The organism is Streptomyces sp. NPDC001373, assembly GCF_042895815.1.
Lineage (GTDB): Bacteria > Actinomycetota > Actinomycetes > Streptomycetales > Streptomycetaceae > Streptomyces.
Window position 1 is genome coordinate 214999 of record NZ_JBIAWQ010000011.1, and the last position, 15787, is coordinate 230785.

The 15787-nt window shown below is 72.9% G+C and carries 21 protein-coding genes; 3 read left to right on the top strand and 18 right to left on the bottom strand.

Translation table 11 applies throughout. The annotated features are described in order from the left end of the window. Window positions 1-166: 166 nt before the first annotated feature. A complete protein-coding gene (locus ACFY15_RS24805; RefSeq protein WP_390687958.1) occupies window positions 167-1438 on the top strand; it encodes a PP2C family protein-serine/threonine phosphatase in 1272 nt (423 codons plus the stop codon). Window positions 1439-1445: 7 nt separating this feature from the next. Here ACFY15_RS24805 and ACFY15_RS24810 read toward each other — a convergent pair whose 3' ends face one another. The 3 genes from ACFY15_RS24810 to ACFY15_RS24820 all read right to left on the bottom strand — a co-directional run bounded on the left by ACFY15_RS24810 (window position 1446) and on the right by ACFY15_RS24820 (window position 2981). Further along, a complete protein-coding gene (locus tag ACFY15_RS24810; RefSeq protein WP_390687959.1) occupies window positions 1446-1787 on the bottom strand; it encodes a DUF2516 family protein in 342 nt (113 codons plus the stop codon). A 116-nt stretch (window positions 1788-1903) separates the two neighbouring features. Beyond that, on the bottom strand, window positions 1904-2485 hold the full coding sequence (locus ACFY15_RS24815) for a hypothetical protein (protein WP_390687960.1): 582 nt from the start codon (window positions 2483-2485) through the stop codon (window positions 1904-1906). A 22-nt stretch (window positions 2486-2507) separates the two neighbouring features. Beyond that, window positions 2508-2981, bottom strand: a complete 474-nt coding sequence (locus ACFY15_RS24820) for a helix-turn-helix domain-containing protein (RefSeq protein ID WP_390826071.1) — start codon at window positions 2979-2981, stop codon at window positions 2508-2510. Between the two features lie 178 nt (window positions 2982-3159). Between ACFY15_RS24820 and ACFY15_RS24825 the strand changes: the two genes are divergently transcribed. Next, a complete protein-coding gene (locus ACFY15_RS24825; RefSeq protein ID WP_390687962.1) occupies window positions 3160-3498 on the top strand; it encodes a DoxX family protein in 339 nt (112 codons plus the stop codon). A 78-nt stretch (window positions 3499-3576) separates the two neighbouring features. Here ACFY15_RS24825 and ACFY15_RS24830 read toward each other — a convergent pair whose 3' ends face one another. The 4 genes from ACFY15_RS24830 to ACFY15_RS24845 form a co-directional block, all read right to left on the bottom strand. After that, the gene (locus ACFY15_RS24830) at window positions 3577-4467 is read right to left on the bottom strand and encodes a sigma-70 family RNA polymerase sigma factor (RefSeq protein ID WP_390687963.1); all 891 of its coding nucleotides are present in this window, start codon (window positions 4465-4467) and stop codon (window positions 3577-3579) included. A gap of 20 nt (window positions 4468-4487) precedes the next feature. Continuing rightward, window positions 4488-5267: a putative protein N(5)-glutamine methyltransferase gene (locus ACFY15_RS24835; RefSeq protein WP_390687964.1), complete on the bottom strand. Its 780-nt coding sequence runs from the start codon at window positions 5265-5267 to the stop codon at window positions 4488-4490. A gap of 36 nt (window positions 5268-5303) precedes the next feature. Next, a complete protein-coding gene (locus tag ACFY15_RS24840; protein WP_390687965.1) occupies window positions 5304-6548 on the bottom strand; it encodes a GNAT family N-acetyltransferase in 1245 nt (414 codons plus the stop codon). 109 nt (window positions 6549-6657) lie between these two features. After that, window positions 6658-7314, bottom strand: coding sequence for an AmfC protein (locus ACFY15_RS24845; RefSeq protein ID WP_390687966.1), 657 nt, complete (start codon window positions 7312-7314; stop codon window positions 6658-6660). Between the two features lie 132 nt (window positions 7315-7446). On the opposite strand from ACFY15_RS24845, the gene dtd reads away from it, so the two are divergent. After that, window positions 7447-7872 carry a D-aminoacyl-tRNA deacylase gene (dtd, locus tag ACFY15_RS24850; protein ID WP_390687967.1) on the top strand — a complete coding sequence of 142 codons (426 nt, stop codon included), beginning with the start codon at window positions 7447-7449 and terminating at the stop codon, window positions 7870-7872. 11 nt (window positions 7873-7883) lie between these two features. On the opposite strand, the gene ACFY15_RS24855 is transcribed toward dtd, so the two are convergent. From ACFY15_RS24855 to ACFY15_RS24905, 11 genes are all read right to left on the bottom strand, one after another. Further along, complete coding sequence (locus ACFY15_RS24855) at window positions 7884-8852, bottom strand: YgfZ/GcvT domain-containing protein (RefSeq protein WP_390687968.1); 969 nt, start codon at window positions 8850-8852, stop codon at window positions 7884-7886. A 51-nt stretch (window positions 8853-8903) separates the two neighbouring features. Next, window positions 8904-9371, bottom strand: a complete 468-nt coding sequence (locus ACFY15_RS24860; RefSeq protein WP_390687969.1) for a Fur family transcriptional regulator — start codon at window positions 9369-9371, stop codon at window positions 8904-8906. An 82-nt stretch (window positions 9372-9453) separates the two neighbouring features. Continuing rightward, entirely contained in the window at window positions 9454-10026 is a 573-nt protein-coding gene (locus tag ACFY15_RS24865) for an FABP family protein (RefSeq protein WP_390687970.1), read from the bottom strand. A 266-nt stretch (window positions 10027-10292) separates the two neighbouring features. Then, window positions 10293-11252 carry a hypothetical protein gene (locus tag ACFY15_RS24870; protein WP_390687971.1) on the bottom strand — a complete coding sequence of 320 codons (960 nt, stop codon included), beginning with the start codon at window positions 11250-11252 and terminating at the stop codon, window positions 10293-10295. Then, a complete protein-coding gene (locus ACFY15_RS24875) occupies window positions 11249-12064 on the bottom strand; it encodes a hypothetical protein (protein WP_390687972.1) in 816 nt (271 codons plus the stop codon). Before ACFY15_RS24875 ends, ACFY15_RS24870 begins: the two co-directional genes overlap by 4 nt. After that, window positions 12061-12804, bottom strand: a complete 744-nt coding sequence (locus ACFY15_RS24880; protein WP_390687973.1) for a hypothetical protein — start codon at window positions 12802-12804, stop codon at window positions 12061-12063. Before ACFY15_RS24880 ends, ACFY15_RS24875 begins: the two co-directional genes overlap by 4 nt. Before the next feature lie 114 nt (window positions 12805-12918). After that, entirely contained in the window at window positions 12919-13185 is a 267-nt protein-coding gene (locus tag ACFY15_RS24885; protein ID WP_042813060.1) for a DUF3099 domain-containing protein, read from the bottom strand. Between the two features lie 140 nt (window positions 13186-13325). Further along, entirely contained in the window at window positions 13326-13616 is a 291-nt protein-coding gene (locus ACFY15_RS24890) for a DUF1416 domain-containing protein (protein WP_042813059.1), read from the bottom strand. Window positions 13617-13694: 78 nt separating this feature from the next. Continuing rightward, the gene (locus ACFY15_RS24895; protein WP_390687974.1) at window positions 13695-14540 is read right to left on the bottom strand and encodes a sulfurtransferase; all 846 of its coding nucleotides are present in this window, start codon (window positions 14538-14540) and stop codon (window positions 13695-13697) included. Between the two features lie 196 nt (window positions 14541-14736). Further along, window positions 14737-14820 carry a putative leader peptide gene (locus ACFY15_RS24900; RefSeq protein WP_359921537.1) on the bottom strand — a complete coding sequence of 28 codons (84 nt, stop codon included), beginning with the start codon at window positions 14818-14820 and terminating at the stop codon, window positions 14737-14739. 161 nt (window positions 14821-14981) lie between these two features. Next, window positions 14982-15698, bottom strand: a complete 717-nt coding sequence (locus ACFY15_RS24905) for a DUF2993 domain-containing protein (RefSeq protein ID WP_390687975.1) — start codon at window positions 15696-15698, stop codon at window positions 14982-14984. Window positions 15699-15787: the final 89 nt, after the last annotated feature.

Here is a 15787-nt window from a genome sequence, read left to right on the forward strand (position 1 = left end):
CGGCACCGCGAAGCGGGGTCCGTACGCCCCGCGACCGGGCCCTCCAGCCGGTCGTGACGTTCGTCATCCCAGCCTGCCGGGTTTCCGCCGGGATAGGGGTATATGCCACCGGGCCCCGCCCGTTCCGGCATTCCGCTGCCCCACCCCCGCCCGCTAGGGTCCCGGCATGAGCGCACTTCCGGGGGGAGGCAAGGAACCGGAGACGATGCCCGCACCCGTACCGCGGCAGAGAGAGACCCCCGCCACGGAGATCACCGGCCCCGCCCCCCAGGCGGCGCCCTCGCTGACCCTGCTGGTCATCGAGGACGACCCCGCGGGCGGTCTCACCGTCCCCGAGATCCTTCACGCCGACGGCCAGCGCATCCGGCTCCGCACCGCCCGCAACCTCACCGAGGCCGCCCGGCTGCTCACCCCCGACGTGCACTGCGTCCTCCTCGACCTGGCCCTGCCCGGCCCCGGCGAGGACGGCTTCGGCGCCCTGCGCGAGGTGCTGCGCATCGCGCCCCGCCACGCCGTGCTCGTCCTGACCGCCGAGGCCGACGCCGAGCGCGCCGCCGAAGCCGTCCGCGTCGGCGCCCAGGACTTCCTCTTCCGCGACGAGCTCGACGGGCGGCTCCTCAGCCGCGCCATCCGCTACGCCGTGGAGAGAAAGCGGGCCGACATCGCGCAGTACAAGCTCGCAGAATCGAAACTTCGGGCCCAGGAGAACGCCCGCCTGGAACGAGGCCTGCTCCCCACCCCGCTCCTCGACGGCTCCGACCTCCGCTTCGCCGCCCGCTACCGTCCCGGCCGCAGCCGGGCCCTCCTCGGCGGCGACTTCTACGACGCCGTCCGCACCCCCGACGGCACCGTCCACGCGATGATCGGCGACGTCTGCGGCCACGGCCCCGACGAGGCGGCCCTCGGCGTCGAGCTGCGCATCGCCTGGCGCGCCCTGACCCTGGCCGGACTGTGCGGGGACGACCTGCTCGCCACCCTCCAGGAGGTCCTGGAGGTGGAGCGGCCCTGCGAGGAGATCTTCGCGACCCTGTGCACGGTGGACATCTCCCCCGACGGCCGCCGCGCAGGCCTGTGCCTGGCCGGCCATCCGGCCCCGCTGGTCGCCCGCCCCGGCCGTGCCGCGCGGCTGCTGCCGTACGAGAACAACGGCCCGGCCCTCGGGCTCCTCCCCCGGGCCCGCTGGCCGCGCCGCCAGGTCGACCTGGGCGGCACCTGGAGCCTGATGCTCTACACGGACGGCCTCATCGAGGGCCGGATCGGCGAGGGCCGCGAACGCCTCGGCCAGGACGGCATGGTCGAGATGATCAACCGGCACCTGGAGGACGGGCTGACGGGCGAGGGGCTGCTGGAGGCGTCCGTCACCGAGGCCCGGCGCCTCAACGGAGGCGAGCTCACCGACGACGTCGCCGTCGTCCTGCTCTCCCGGGCCGGCGGCTGACCGACCGCTAGCGGCCGCCGTTGTACGGGCCGTACGGGCCGTCGCTGCTGCTCCCGCCGCGGCGCCGGTTCCCGCCGCCCGAGACCTGCTTGAGGGCGGGGCGCACGTCGACGAGGAACACGATGGACGCCACCAGGCCCGCGATCTCCAGGAACAGCATCCCGAGGAAGAAGTCCACCAGGACCGTGACGCCGAGGATGACCAGCCAGAAGGTCTTGGTCTGCTTGTCGGCGGCCCGGTACGCGTCCTCGCGCGCGAGCAGCGCGAGGACGAAGGCCACGACGGCGAGCGCCAGCATGGCGTAGCCGAGCAACGGGAGGACTCCGTTATCGAACCCCTGCATCAGCATCGTCTCGACCGCCTTCTCGCATCCAGCTCTTCTGACTCCACGCTACCGCCCGAGCAGCCTTCCGAAACGAGAACGAACCGGACACCCCGCGGGTGCCCGGTCCGTCCCCCTCGCGGTCAGCTCTCGACGGCGGCCTCGGCGGCCGGCTCGGCGGCGGCCCGCTTGGCCGCGGTGCGGCGCGCGGCGGGCTTCTTCGCGGAGGCCTTCTCCTCATCGGCCGCCCCGGCGGGGGCGTCCTGGGCGGGCACCTCGGCCTGCGCCGGCTCCGGCTCCACGATCTCGGCGATGTCCACGATCTCGTCGGCGACCTCGCCGCGCCAGGAGCGCACGGCCTGCTCGCCGTGCTCGGCGACCCGGTCGTAGGTCTCCTTGGCCCGGACGGCGTACTCGGCGGCCACGCCGACGCCGCGCAGCGCCAGGTCCTGGGCGGTCTCGCCCAGCTTCTTCGGGTCGATCGCCCCGAAGACCTCGACGACCTTCGCCGTGACGGCGTCCTGGGCCACCTTGGCCTTGTCCTGGACGACCTTGGGGTCGGTGTCGAGCACGGCCTCGATGCGGGCCGGGGCCTCGGCGCGCAGCTGCTCCAGCAGGCCGGGCACCTTCCTGGCCTGCTGGAGGGCGAGGTCCGCGGTGCCGGCGGCGAAGTAGAGGGGGGTGGGGTCGGTGAGGGTCTTCTTCAGGTCATCGGCGATGGCCATGTGCGGGTCCTCCCGGATCCGGTCAGTTCGTAGGGGGTACCGCGCCGTCGGCACGGGTGCCGGCGGCCGCAGCCGCGTCGGCGTCGACATCGGCGTCGGCCGCTGCTCGGGCCGCTGCTCCGGTGTCCGCGCCGGGGGCCTGGTCGGCCTCCGCCGCGTTCTCCTTGCGGAACGCGTCGTAGATCTGGAGCAGCACCTGCTTCTGCCGCTCGTTGATCGACGGGTCGGAGAGGATGACGGCCCGCGTCTCCACCTCGTCCCGGTCCCGCTCGTCGAGGATCCCGGCCTGTACGTAGAGCGTCTCGGCGGAGATCCGCAGCGCCTTGGCCAGCTGCTGGAGGATGTCCGCGCTCGGCTTGCGCAGCCCGCGCTCGATCTGGCTCAGGTACGGGTTCGACACCCCCGCCGCGTCGGCGAGCTGCCGCAGCGACAGCTGGGCCTGCCGCCGCTGCTCGCGGAGGTACTCGCCGAGGTTTCCGACGTTGAGCGATGCCATGCTCCGATCCTGCCGCACCTTGCTAACTATTGCAAGCGCTTGCTTGCAGGAGTACCCACTCGGCCCCCTCCGCAGAAATGTCTTCCCGTCGGCGTCACATCCGTGCGCGGCCCCGGGTCAGAGGGGTGTCGGACGCAAGAGAGCGCCGGCCACACCGACCGTCCCGAAGGAGCCCCCGATGTCCACCACCGCCACCGTCGTCACCCTGGTCGCCGCCTTCATGGCCGGGTTCTCCGGCCTCTCGGTCCTGCGCGGGGCGAAGTTCGTCACCGAGCCGCTGGTCGAGTACGGCGTCCCGCAGGGCATGTGGACCTTCCTCGGCACCGTCAAGATCGCCGGAGCCCTCGGCCTCCTCGCCGGCTTCGTCGTCCCCGCCGTCGGCATCGCCGCCGCGACCGGCCTGGTCCTCTACTTCACCGGCGCCATCGTCACCGTCCTGCGCGCCCGCTCGTACGCGCACGTCGCCTTCCCGCTGGTCTACGCGGCCCCCGCCGCCGCCGTCCTCGCCCTGGTCTGAGACCGGGGCGAGGACGGCGGCGGAGGCCGGGGCCGGGGCAGGGGCCGGCGGCGGCCCGGCCCCGGCCGGCGGAGCCGCTCAGTCCGCCAGGGCCGACAGGTCCAGCGCCCCCAGGCGCTCCGGGTCGGACAGCACGTCGATCGCGACGATCCGTCCCCCCACGACCGTGAAGGCCATGACCGACACGGCCCGGTCCTTGCGCACCACCACCACGCCCGCGGCGCCGTTGACCAGCGCCGGGCGGACGAACGGGGCCAGCGAGCCGTACGTGACCGCCTGGCCCGCCACCGTCCGCGCACCCGTGAGCACCACGGTGAGCGCACCGCCGGCCCCGCCGTCCGAACGCAGCACCACGTCCGGGTCGAGCACGGACAGCAGCGCCTCGAACTCCCCGTCCCGCGCCGCCGCGAAGAACGCGTCCACCGCCTCCCGCTGGCGCGCCAGGTCCTTGTCGGGAGCCGGGGCCCGGCCCTGCACCTTGCGGCGGGCCCGGCTGGCCAGCTGCCGGGTCGCCGCCGAGGACTTCTCGACCAGCGGGGCGATCTCCTCGAACGGCACCGCGAACATGTCGTGCAGGACGAACGCCAGCCGCTCCGCCGGCGACAGGGACTCCATCACCACCATCAGCGCCAGCCCCACCGAGTCGGCCAGCAGCACCTCCTGCTCCGGGTCGACCCGGCGCTCGGAGCCGATCAGCGGGTCCGGGATCCGCGTCTCCAGCCGCTCCACCGGGTCCTCGCGCCGCTGCTCGCGCGAACGCAGCATGTTGAGGCAGATCCGCGAGACCACGGTCGTCAGCCATCCGCCGAGGTTCTCCACCCCGCTCACGTCGGTGCGGTCCAGCCGCAGCCACGCCTCCTGGACGGCGTCGTCCGCCTCACTCAGCGAGCCGAGCATCCGGTAGGACACCGCCCTCAGATGACCGCGGTGCTCCTCGAAACGCTCCGTCAACGAAGCACTCTCGTCCACCTGTCCCCTTCCTTCCTCATTCACGCCGCCGGCGCCCCGCCGATCACCACGGTCGCGTGCAGCTCCTCCGAGGCGGCCGCCCGCACCGCGAGACCCCCCGCCGTCAGGGCGGACGCCGTCAGCGGCGCCTGCCGGGCGCTGGTCTCGATCAGCAGGTGGCCGCCCGGGGCCAGCCACCGCCCGGCCTCCGCCGCGACCCGACGGTGCACGTCCAGCCCGTCCTCGCCCCCGTCGAGGGAGACCAGAGGCTCGTGCACCCGGGCCTCCGGCGGCATCAGCCCGATCTCCCCGGTCGGCACGTACGGGGCGTTCACCACCAGGACGTCCACCCGTCCGCGCAGATCCGCCGGGAGGGCCGCGTACAGGTCGCCCTCCCAGACCGCTCCGCCGTACGGGGCCACGTTGCGCCGGGCGTACGCCAGCGCGGCCGGGTCGATGTCGGCCGCGTGCAGCTCGACCCCGCCCGGCACCTGCGAGGCCACCGCCGCGCCGAGGGCGCCCACCCCGCAGCACAGGTCCAGCACGACCGCGCCGGGCCGGGCCAGCGCCACCGCCTCCCCGGCCAGGAACTCGCTGCGCCGGCGCGGCACGAAGGCCCCCGCGCCCACCTCCACGCGCAGCCCGCAGAACTCCGCCCAGCCCACGACGTGCTCCAGCGGCTCCCCCGCCACCCGGCGGGCGACCAGCCCCGCCAGCCGCCCGCCGTCGGAGGCCGCCGCGATCAGCAGCTCGGCCTCCTCCTCCGCGAAGACGCAGCCCGCCGCGCGCAACTGCTCAACGATCGATGTCACGTACCCCATCCTCGGATTCCCGGAACGACAACGGCGACGGCGGGGTCAGAAGATGTCGGGGCACCACGGACGCCGCGCCGTGCGGAACACCGCGTCGGCCAGCGCGACCGCCCCCGGCCGCTCCTCCGCCACCCGGCCCAGCACCGCCAGCCGCGCCGCGGACTCGTCGCCGAGGTACAGGGAGCCGAGCGCGGACACGTCGAGGCGCAGGTCGGCCGGGTCCTGTGTACGGGTGCACGCTCCGGTCGCAGCGTCCAGCCGGTAGCGGCCGTCCGCGAGCCCGGCCGCGTCCTCCACCTCCAGGACCAGGACCCCGGGGACGGCGTACGTCCGCGCGGCCAAGGCCCGTTCGACGTCGAGCAGGCGCAGCCACAGGAAGTCGGCCGAGGTCACCTGCCGGGCGGCGCGCGGGTCGGGCAGCAGCAGCGGGACGACGTCGTCGGGGGCGCGGTAGCCGGTGCGGACCTTCAGCACCCAGTCGACGGAGCACAGGAAGCGCCACAGGGCGCGCTCCGCGGCCGGGGTCACCGCGATCAGGTCCTGGACCCGCAGGGTGTTCTGCGGGAGCTTCTCGTCGGTCCAGTGGTCGTCGGCGACGTACACCGCGAAACCGGCCGGCTCGCCCGACGCGTCCCGGTACACGGCGTGGAACGCGTCCTTGTAGGGGCGCGCCTGGGTCTGCTCCAGGCCGGTGGCCAGGTTCCACCAGCGGGTGTCGCGGCTGACCGCGCCGTGCACGGACGCCCGCAGCCGCTCGTGCAGCCCGGGGCCGGTCTCCCGGACCTCGGAGACGTCGACCAGGTCGATGCGGCCGCCGTCGCCGGGCCCGGAGCTGCGGGGGTCGAGGCCGCTGCGGGCGATGTCGATCTCCCACTCGGCGGCGGTGGCGGCGGGGCCGTACCCGTACCGCCCGTAGATCGGGTACTCGGCGGCGATCAGCGTGGAGACGACGTCGCCGCGCTCCTTGGCCGCCGTCAGCTCGGCCGCCATCATCCGGGTCAGCAGGCCCTGGCGGCGGTGGGTGGAGGTCACGCTGACGTTGGTGACGGCGCTGGAGGGGACGGCCTTCCCGCCGGGGACGGTCAGTTCCTGGGCGAAGGAGCGGAAGGTGGCCACGCACCGGCCGGTGGCGGGGTCGAAGGCGCCCTGGGTCCGGGAGAGGTCCCAGTGCCTGGACCGCAGGACCACGTCGGCCTCGGGGACCGGTTCGGGCCGCAGGAAGCCCGTGTTGAGGGCCCGCAGCCAGTGGGGGAGTTCGGATTCGGCGATCGGCCGGATGTCAGCACTCATGTCCGGTCACGCTAACGGCCGCACCGGTCCCGGTCGCCCGAATTTCCGTCCGGCCGTCAGGGCCCGTCCCGGCGGCGGCCGGCCGGGCGTCGGGCTCGGTGCGCCGCCGTCACGCGAGCAGGTCGTCCACCTGCGCCTCGCCCTCCCGGTAGCGGCGTGTGATCTCCGCGCTGGAGTCGTCCGCCGTCCGCTGGAGCTGCTGGCGGCGCCGCGAGACCTGCTGCTCGTAGCGGACCAGCCGGGCCATCGCCTCGTGGAGTTCGGCGTCCGTGCGCGCGTCCAGGTCCGACAGCTCCACGTCCGACAGCATCTCGGCCGCCAGCAGCCGGAACTCCTCGTTGTGCGGGGTCCGGAGGGTGACGTGCCGGGCGGAGGCGCTGCGGCTGGACGGGGCGTCGGCGAGGATCTCCGAGAGCCGGTCCACCACCGGCGCCTCGGGGTCCGTCCGGCGGGCCAGCTCGGCGCGCAGGATGTCGATGCGGCCCTGGAGGAGCCTGCGGACGTAGCTGAGGTCGGCCTCGTCGCGCTGGGCGTCGCGGCGCAGGGCGCGCAGCTCGGGCAGGCCGAGCGCGGCGGCGGGGGTGGTCAGCCCCTCGGGGTCGCCGGTGCGCTGCGCGGGCGGCCGTACCGGAGTGGCCGTCGCGGTCGCGGTCGCTGTCGCGGTCGCGGTCGCGTCGCCGGGTCCTGGGGGTTCTGCGAGTGCTGCGAGTGACGCGGGTGCTGCGAGTACTGCGGGTGCAGGTGCGGAGGTACCAGAGGTGTTCATCGTTTCGTGTCCGTCCCCTCGACCGGTGCTGGGGGCACCGCCTGCGTGCATGGTGCCACCCTCCGTGGTGCGGACGCAGTCCCACGCCACCCGATCGGCCCCGGACGGGTGCACGCCTGGTACACAGGTGGTATGCGAGCAGTGGTGCAGAGGGTGGACGGCGCGAGCGTCGTCGTGGCCGGCGAGACGGTCGGCGAGATCGTCGGCGAGGGGCTGTGCGTGCTGGTGGGGGTGACCCACGACGACACTCCGGAGAAGGCGGCGGTGCTGGCCCGCAAGTTGTGGTCGGTGCGGATCCTGGAGGCGGAGAAGTCCTGTAGCGACGTGGACGCGCCGCTGCTGGTGATCTCCCAGTTCACGCTCTACGGGGACGCCCGCAAGGGCCGGCGCCCCACCTGGAACGCGGCCGCGCCCGGGCCGGTGGCCGAGCCGCTGGTGGACGAGGTCGTGGCGCAGCTGCGCGCGCTGGGCGCGACGGTGGCGACGGGCCGGTTCGGCGCGGAGATGCGGGTCTCGCTGACGAACCACGGCCCGTTCACCATCGTCATCGACGTGTAGGTGGCGCGGCCCTACGGGGCCACGACGACCTCCTGCGCGGCCGGGGTGCCCCCGGCCAGCAGCGGGGCGTCCACCGGAACGTTCCGCTTCACCAGCGCGAGGGCGATCGGCCCGAGCTCGTGGTGGCGCACGGCGGTGGTGACGAAGCCGAGCTGGCGGCCGTCCTCCCCGTCGGCGGCGAGCCGTACGGGCGCGCCGTGCGGCGGGAGCAGCACCTCGGAGCCGTCGAGGTGGAGGAAGACCAGGCGGCGCGGCGGCTTCCCCAGGTTGTGGACGCGGGCGACGGTCTCCTGGCCGCGGTAGCAGCCCTTCTGGAGGTGCACGGCGGTGCCGATGAGGCCGATCTCGTGCGGGATGGTGCGGTGGTCGGTCTCCAGGCCCAGGCGCGGGCGGTGGGCCTCGACGCGCAGGGCCTCGTACGCGAGGAGTCCGGCGGCGGGGCCGTGGGCGGCGGCGAATTCCTCCAGCTGCCCGCGCGGGAGGAACACGTCGCGGCCGTAGGGGGTCTCGCGGACCACGAGCTCCTTGTCGACCTCGGCGATGGAGCCGGCCGGCAGGTGGACGACGGCGAAGTCGGCGGTGCGGTCGGCGACTTCGACGCGGTAGAAGAACTTCATGGAATCCAGGTAGGCGATCAGCGCCCCCTGGGTGCCGGGCTCGACGTGCGCCCAGGTGGTCTCGCCGTCGTCGACGAGGTGCAGCTGGTGCTCGATGTGGCCGTTGGCGGAGAGGATCAGCGCCTCGGTGGCCTGCCCGGGCGGGAGTTCCGTGACGTGCTGGGTGATCAGCAGGTGCAGCCAGGCGAGCCGGTCCTGGCCGGTGACGGTGACGACCCCGCGGTGGGAGAGGTCGACGAACCCTCGGCCGTCGGCGAGGGCACGCTGTTCGCCGTAGAGCTCTCCGTAGTGGGCGGCGACGCCCTCGTCACGGCCTTCGGCCGCTACGGCGCCGGGAAGATGGAGCAAGGGGCTGCTGGTCATGGCACCAAGCCTACGACCCCGTACGGAGGGCCCCAGGGCACACCGGGGGCGCTAGGCGGTGTCTTGAGCGGGCCGGGGGCTCTCGGTGCGGTCGTCGCGGCGCCGGGCGGCGCACCCCTCGCACAGGCCGAAGATCGCGAAGTGCTTCATGTCGGTCTCGAAGCCGAAGGCGGTGCGCAGTTTCGCCGTGAACTCGGCGGCGATGTCGAGGTCGGCCTCGATCACCTCGGTGCAGTCGCGGCAGACGAGGTGGATGTGGTGGTGCCGGTCGGCGAGGTGGTACGTGGGGGCCCCGTGCCCGAGGTGGGCGTGCGAGACGAGGCCGAGCTCCTCCAGGAGCTCCAGCGTGCGATAGACGGTGGAGATGTTGACGCCGGAGGCCGTCCTGCGCACCTCGACGAGGATCTCGTCCGGGGTGGCGTGCTCCAGGGCGTCGACCGCTTCCAGCACGAGCTGGCGCTGCGGGGTCAGCCGGTACCCGCGCTGCCGCAGATCGCTCTTCCAGTCGGTGGTCACCACCCGGCCAGTGTAAGCGCGCGAAGGGGACCGCGGCCCTGCCGCGGTCCCCTTCATCGCTGCCGGTACGTCGCCGCCGGCGGGCTCAGCGGAAGAAGGCGATGCCGTCGTCCGGGAGCTCGGGGAGGTTGCGCGCCATGTCGGCGATCTCCTCCGGGGTGACGACCTTCTTGAGCTGGGCCGACATGTAGGGGCGCAGCTCGACCTCGGGGGTCGCCTTCTCGCCGACCCACATCAGGTCGCTCTTCACGTACCCGTAGAGGCGCTTCCCGCCGCTGTAGGGGCCGGAGGCCGCCGTGCGGGCGACCGCGTCGGTGACCAGGTCGATCTGCGGCTTCTGGTCGGCGAGCTCGCCGTACCAGACCTCGACCACGCCCTGGTCGCGGACCATGACGATCTCGACCTTGCGGTCCTGGTCGATGCGCCAGTAGCCCGACTCGGACTCCAGCGGGCGCACCTTGTTGCCCTCGGCGTCGAGCACCCAGGAGCGGGAGGTGTACTCCAGGAAGTCCCGGCCGTCGTGGCTGAAGACGACCTCCTGGCCGAAGTTGCACTTCTCCTCGCCGGGGAAGTCGAACACTCCGGCGCCTTCCCAGGTGCCGAGGAGGAAGGCGAGGGGGACGAGACCCGGGTTCAGGTCGGACGGGATCTGGATCATGGTTGGCTGCTCAGGCGATCTGTGGGAGGGGTTCCGGGGCGGTCGGCCGGTCGGCTGCTAGCGCTGACCCTGGTACAGCTTCTTGACGGCCAGGCCGGTGAAGGCGAGGACGCCGACGCAGACCAGGACCAGCAGGGAGGTGAAGACTGCCTCAAGCACGGGGTGCTCCTCGGAGGATTCGGTGCGGGTGGACGGGGCCGGTCCCCAAGCCTACTGGCCCGGGTACCGGCGCACGGTGTGAGGTGGGCCGAACCGGCCCTGCCGGTTCAGCCCAGCAGCTGCCGCTGCAGGATCACCGCCTGGTGGAGGGGGACCGCCGCGGCCCCGCCCTTGCGGTTCTGGAGGATCACGGCCTGGACGTCACCCGACTGGACGCACCCGACCCTGGTCTGCTCGTCGCCGAAGGGGACGGACTCCTCCAGGACCGTGATGCCGCTGGGATCGGGGGCGGGCTGGGCCTGGCGGGCCTTCTCCCAGGCGCCGTCCGGCTGGATGCCCTTGACGCCGTTCAGGTCGGTACCGCACCCCGTGAAGGTGTCGGCGAACCCGGAGGCGTGGAAGCGCAGCAGGTAGACCCGTGTGCGGGTGCCGTCGGGGGTGGTCCAGCCCCGGGCGACGATCTGCCGCAGCCCGTTGTCGGCGAACCCCTGCTTCAGCTTCTCGCGCGCGGAGGAGTCGTACTCCTCCAGGAAGGTGTCGACGGTGACCGCCGAGTCCTTCTCCAGCTTCAGCCCCGGGTCCGGGGAGGAACCGACGGGGGCGGGCAGGGTCAGCTGGGTGAGGCCCGCGTAGTGGATGCCGTCCAGATTGTCCACGGCGAACGGCACCGGCGCGCCGGGCGGCAGGGCGGGCTTGGCCAGTGCCGGGTAGGTCCAGCGGCCGTCGCTCCGGGTGGACAGGCCAGGGAGGTCGGTGCGCTCGGCCCGGGTGATCCCGTACGCGCTCCCCGCGCCGGCGGCGGCGAAGACGAGGACCGCGGCGGTCCACCGCAGGGCGGCGCGCAGCGCGCGACGGTCCTTGGGGGCGGCGGGGGCGGCAGGTGCCTCGGCGGACGCGGGGGTCTCAGCGCCTTCGGGAGCCGCCGGAGTTCCGGCGGGCCGCGTGGGCTCGGGAGCCTCCGGGGGCGCCGCGGTCGCGGAGTCCGCCGGGACCTCGGGGGCCGGAGCCGCCGGGGTGGTGGCCGGTGGGGCCGTCGCGGGGCCGGTGGCGGTGTTCTGCTCGGTCACACGGACTCCCCGGGGGACTTCAGGCGGGACAGCTGGTTCTTGAGGAAGCCGGTGGACTCGAGCTTCGAGAACCCCGCCTCCTTGGGGCCGTAGGCGCGGAGGCTGACCAGCACGTCGCCCTGGACGGCCACGCAGTAGAGGGAGTCGATCCGTTCCTTCTTCTCCTCGCCCACGGCCAGCAGGGAGCACTTGGCGTCGGGGTAGCCGTCGACCTTCGGCGCGTCGCGGTCGTCGCCCGTGAGGTCGAGGAGCTTCTTGGTGACCTCCGAGAACGCCCCCACGGCCTTCGGGTCGGCCTGCATGAGGCGGATCTCGACGACCATGTTGCCGCCAGTAGCGGCGTAGCTCCGGCCGGCCAGGCCCTTGAGCCTGAGGTCGGCCAGCATGTCGTCGCGCTTCTTGCGGTCCGAGCCGGACAGCCCCTTGCGGGCCTCTTTGAAGCCCTCGGCCGCCCTCTCCCCGGACACGAAGAAGTCGTTCCCGTCACCAGCGAGATCGGGCCCGCGCTCGAAGCCGGACGGGGCCGGGAGGAGCTTGGCGGTGAGGTCGTTGGCCGGCACCGGCGCGGCGTTCTGGGTCGAGGGCAGCTTGCCCCCGGCCTCGACCCAGTAGGCGGTGGGCACGGTCCGGTCGGCGTCGGCGAGCACGGAGGCCGCCCAGACGCCGCCGCCCACGAGGAGTGCCACGGCGACGGCCACGGCGGTGAGGGCGATCTTCTTCCGGCGGTTCGCCGCCGGCGCGGGCCCGGACGGAGCGGGGGCCTCGGGAGCGAGTGCCGCCCCGTTCCGGGGCTCGGTCTGAGGCTCGTTCACAGTCGCTCCATCTGTCGCTTGACCAGGTCGACGACGTCGCTCTCGGCGATTTCGCGGCCGCGCTTGTCGACGTAGGCGAGGTCCAGGACGATGTCGCCCCGACGGGCGTAGGCGCGGGCCTGGCGCACCGGGACGTACCCCGGCTCCGCGCTGGTCTCCGAGTAGACCCAGACGTGCCCGAGGCCCGGGGAGACACCGGGGACGGCGACGCCGCTGTTGCCCGCGTACTTCTTGCCGAGCATGTACTCGGAGGGCCCCCGCTGGTACCGGTCCGCGCCGATGAAGTCGCGGAACTGCACGAGCCGGACCGCCACGAAGACGTCGCCCTGCGTCCAGACCCGCGTGGCGACGCGCCGGACCGGGTCCCTCAGGAAGCCGCGCAGGGCGTCGTCCGGACTGTCGAAGTCCGTCGAGAAGGAGTCGAGCGTCTCGTAGCCGTCGGCCTCGACCTTCGCCCCCGACGGCGCGTCGATCAGGAGCTTCGTGAGGTCGTCGTCCGTCTTGTGCCAGCGGTTGGCGTTGATCGTCTTGACCGTCGTGGCGTCGTTCGGCGCCTGCGCCTTCGGCGTGTCCAGCTTCTGCTGGGCCAGCGGCGGCAGGGGCGTGGGCTCGCGGTCGTACTGGATCGCGTAGCCGGTGACCGTGCCGGCGAGGGCGCCGAGGACGAGGGCGCCGGCGATCAGGGCGGTGGTGCGGCCGCGGCGGCGCCGGTCGCGCGGCGGCGGCTGTTCGTGTTCCAAAGGGGTCCCCCCACAGACCTGGAGGCGCGGGAGCGTTCGCCCGCGCACATCCAAGACACCCTGCGGCGGGAAGCCGTTGTACGCATCTTTATTACGCTTTTATCTCGAACGCGTTCAATCCTCAGGCGGCCGCCGCTTCCCGTCCAGTTCGTCCCACCACTCGTCGGACTTGGGATCCCCGGAGGGGTCGTCCCACCAGCGGTCGTCCGGCCCGCGCCGGTTCGCGACCATCGCCGCGACCGGCGGGATGACCATGGCGACCACGCACAGCGCGACCGCCGCCGGGACCGAGAAAAGGCGTACGAAGGACCAGGCGGAGACGAACAGGAACAGGCATCCGCCCATGAGCAGGAAGTAGGCGCGCCGACGCCGGGCGTACATACCCCCAGCCTAGGACGGGCCCCCCGGAACACAAGCGTGCGGACGGCACGGAGGGCCGCACCCCGATCCAGTGGCGTCCAACCCCCTGGGGTGCGGCCCTCCGGCCGGTACAGCGGTGCGGTCGCAGGACCGCTGCGGCGTCAGACCGCGATCGCGACGTCCGTCACGCCGCCGGCCTCGGCGACCACGACGGCGCGGTCGGCCTGGCCGCCGGGTACCAGCGCCCGCAGCGTCCACGTGCCGGTGGCCGCGTAGAAGCGGAACTGGCCGGTCGCGGAGGTGGGGACCTCGGCGGTGAACTCGCCGGTCGAGTCCAGCAGCCGCACGTAGCCGCTGACGGGCTCGCCGTCCTTGGTCACCTGGCCCTGGATCGCGGTCTCACCGGGCTTGAGCGTCGCGAGGTCGGGCCCGCCGATCTGTGCTCCACACATGTTCTCTGTCCTGTCCTGGAGGGGTTCTGCTGCTACGGGGGCGGGGCGGGGCGGGCGTCGCGCGCCCCGCCGCCGGGACTACTTGTTCGGGCCGAGCTCGATCGGCACGCCGACGAGCGAGCCGTACTCGGTCCAGGAGCCGTCGTAGTTCTTGACGTTCTCCTGGCCGAGGAGCTCGTGCAGCACGAACCACGTGAGCGCGGAGCGCTCACCGATGCGGCAGTAGGCGATGGTGTCCTTCGCGAGGTCGACCTGCTCGGCCTCGTAGAGGGCGGTCAGCTCCTCGTCGGACTTGAAGGTGCCGTCGTCGTTGGCGTTCTTCGACCACGGGATGTTGCGGGCGCTCGGCACGTGGCCGGGGCGCTGCGACTGCTCCTGCGGGAGGTGCGCCGGGGCGAGCAGCTTGCCGGAGAACTCGTCGGGCGAGCGGACGTCGACCAGGTTCAGGGAGCCGATCGCGGCGACGACGTCGTCGCGGAAGGCGCGGATGGAGGTGTCCTGGGCCTTGGCCTTGTACTCGGTGGCCGGGCGCTGCGGGACGTCCTTGCCGTCGACCAGGTCGCGGGAGTCGAGCTCCCACTTCTTGCGGCCGCCGTCGAGGAGCCTGACGTCCTGGTGGCCGTAGAGCTTGAAGTACCAGTAGGCGTACGAGGCGAACCAGTTGTTGTTGCCGCCGTAGAGGACGACGGTGTCGTCGTTCGCGATGCCCTTGGCGGAGAGGAGCTTCTCGAAGCCCTCCTGGTCCACGAAGTCGCGGCGCACCGGGTCCTGGAGGTCCTGCTTCCAGTCGATCCGGACGGCGTTCTTGATGTGGTTCTTGTCGTAGGCGGACGTGTCCTCGTCCACCTCGACGACGACGACGTTCGCGTCGTTCAGGTGGGCCTCGACCCAGTCGGCGTCTACGAGGACGTCGCTGCGGCTCATGGTGATCTCCTCCGGGGCAGTGTGCGGCGGGGCTGTGCTGGTGCTGCGGTGGGGCTGGCGTTGCTGTGCGTGCGACGTTTCCGGCTGTCGCTCGCCGGCCCTGCGCGGGGAGGCGTCAGGGGCAGGAGGCAGGGCGGTGCGGTCACGCGGGATGAAGGGCCGTCGGTCCGGCCGGCGGAGCGGGAAGGCTCACGCCTCAGATGGAGCGACAGAGCATGGCGGCGACGCGACACAGGTCTACTGCCCGCCGCTTCGTGAGGTCCGCCTGCTGATGCTTCATAGCCAGGATCGTAGGGACGAACCGGCCGCCCTGTCACCGGCGTGTCATATGCCGAGACAGGATCGTCCGAATGTCGGGACGAGAAAGCCCCGGGAGGCCTCCTCGCGGCCTTCCGGGGCTGTTCGCGCGGCCCGTCCTTCTGCGGATCGGACCAGGTCGTCTCACGATCCGGCCAGGCTCACGTCCGTACCGGTCAGCGTGAGGTGCACGCCCGCCTCGTCCGAGGTCAGCGCGGTGAGCTTGAGACCGGCCGGGAGGCCGTCGTCGATGCCACGGTCGAAGTCCGTCCGCCGGCGGATCGCGCTCTCGATCCCCGGTATGCCCTCGCCCGGTACGGAGTCCGCGTGCACCCTGACGGTCTTGCCGGCCGCGCCGCCCTTGCCGTCGACCAGCGCGACGGTGGAGATCACGCTGCGGGTGATCGGCCGGCCCAGCACGTCCACCGTCGCGGTGACCTTCAGCTTGCCGGGCTGGCCGCCGTAGGTCAGCGTGGCGCCCGTCTGGGAGGCCTTGGTGAGGTCCGCGTACGAGATCAGCGCGGTGCCCTCGGCGCGCTTGGCGGAACCGCCGGTGTAGTTCCCGTTCAGCTTCACGTCGTGGAAGCTGGCGTCGAGCTGCGAGAGCCGCGTCCGGCGGCCGTCGGCGCCGGCGTCGACGTCCTTCAGCTTCAGGTCGACCTGCTCCAGCTCGTGGCTGAGAGCCTGGGTGAGGAAGGGGAAGCCGTGGATGTCGACCTCGGCGCTGCCGACCAGGCCCTTCTGGGACTGGATCTTCTCGGCGAGCCGGTCCTCGGCATAGCCGACCGCCCACCGGTCGGCGCCCACGAACAGGCCGCCCAGCACCACCGCGACGATCACCACGAAACGCAGGAAACGCACGTGCCCTCCCCCAACTCCTCATCGGTACGTGCGTTCTAGTGGACCATGATCGAGGTCGGAGGGCCGTGAGCGGGCCGGTGAGCGCCGTC